1 protein-coding gene is annotated in these 1,784 nt (G+C 40.5%); it reads right to left on the reverse strand.

From position 1 onward, the window contains the following. Positions 1-1,784: amino acid adenylation domain-containing protein (locus tag F0000_RS27180; protein WP_149627830.1), on the reverse strand; the 1,784-nt coding region annotated here is incomplete at both ends.

Raw genomic sequence — 1,784 nt, forward strand, 5'->3', positions numbered from 1 at the left:
TCAATATGCCTCCCTAAAGCTTCTATAGTAGTATGCTCAAAAACATCTCGTATAGAAACTTCGATCGACAGCTCCTTACGGATCATAGAGACCAATCGGGTAGCCAATAAACTATGACCGCCCAAATCAAAGAAATTAGCATAAATACCTATACGATCTACTCCTAATAATTCTTGCCAGATACCCGCTAAAGATAATTCTACTGCACTACTTGCCTCTACATATTCCTCTCCTATAAATGATACATCAGGAGCAGGTAAACGCTTCTTATCAATCTTTCCATTTGCCGTTAAGGGCATATCATCCAAATCAACCCACTGGTGAGGAATCATATAATCTGGTAAGCTTGAACCTAAATACTCTTGTATAACAACTTTATCAAAATCTCCATCTACAACAACATACCCTACCAAACGATGCGTGCCATAATCATCTAACCTAGACACAACACAACAACTACTTACCAATTCATGACTCAACAAAACATTCTCGATCTCGCCCAACTCGATTCGATACCCTCGGATCTTTACCTGATCATCCGATCTACCCATAAACTCCAAAGTACCATCAGATAGCCAACGTCCTAAATCCCCCGTCTTATACATACGAGTGCCTGCTATAAAAGGATGACTCACAAAACTTGAGGCTGTCTTATCCTCATCATTAAGATAACCTCGACCAACACCTACTCCACTGACACATAACTCGCCGACTACTCCGATAGGGCACAATTGATCCAAACTATCCAAAACATACAACTGCATATTAGCCACTGGCTTACCAATAGGAACCAAAGAGGTACTCGGTGCCTTATCCATAATATGAAGAGTAACATCATCTGAAGCCTCTGCGGGACCATACGCATTTACTACGGGAACATCTGGATAACGAGAAAACCAACGTGATAATAACGAAGTCGAAACTGCCTCGCCTGTAACCAAGAAATAACGCAACTGATCCAAGCCTTCATCCTCTTCATTATCCAAAAGATTAGAAACATAAGATGGTACTAATTGTAAAAGCGTAATTCCATCTTTACTCGCCCTTGACTGAAAACCTGAAACATCTAATATAGAGGCTTCACTATAGATCACAATACGGCCGCCACTTAATAAACCACTCAACAGTTGCCATACGGAAATATCAAAGGTAAAAGGTGCTGTAAAAGCAACAACACTATTACTATCCATACCCAACTCATCAATCATCAATAACAGGTGATTCAACAAACCTTTATGCTCAATCATAGCTCCTTTGGGAACTCCGGTACTACCCGAAGTATAAATAACATAACTTAATGAATCTGGCGAATAAACAAGATCTAAAGCATGATCTGGAGAACTCAAATACTCCGCAGAGTCTTCATCTAACACAACAGTCCTAATCGGTAAATCTTCTAAAACACCAACACTCGATACATCACTAAGCACTATACCAATAGCGCCATCAGCAACCATATGAGAGATACGGGAAACTGGAGAATCTGGCTTGATAGGAACATAAGCTCCTCCCGATTTTAGAATCCCTAAAATACCCACAACCATTTCTATAGAACGATCCAAACAAATCCCTACCAAATCATCTGCCCCTATGCCCTGACTAACTAAGTAATGCGCTAAACGATTCGATTGTCTATCTAACTCCTGATAACTCAGTGATACGCCCTCAAACACCAAAGCCGTAGCTTCTGGGGTCAATGCAACCTGAGAAGTAAACAAATCAACAACCGTCTTTTCTAAGGGATAAGCTACAGCAGTAGCATTAAAACCGGAGAGTAATTGTTC

Source organism: Aquimarina sp. RZ0 (assembly GCF_008370685.1).
GTDB lineage: Bacteria > Bacteroidota > Bacteroidia > Flavobacteriales > Flavobacteriaceae > Aquimarina.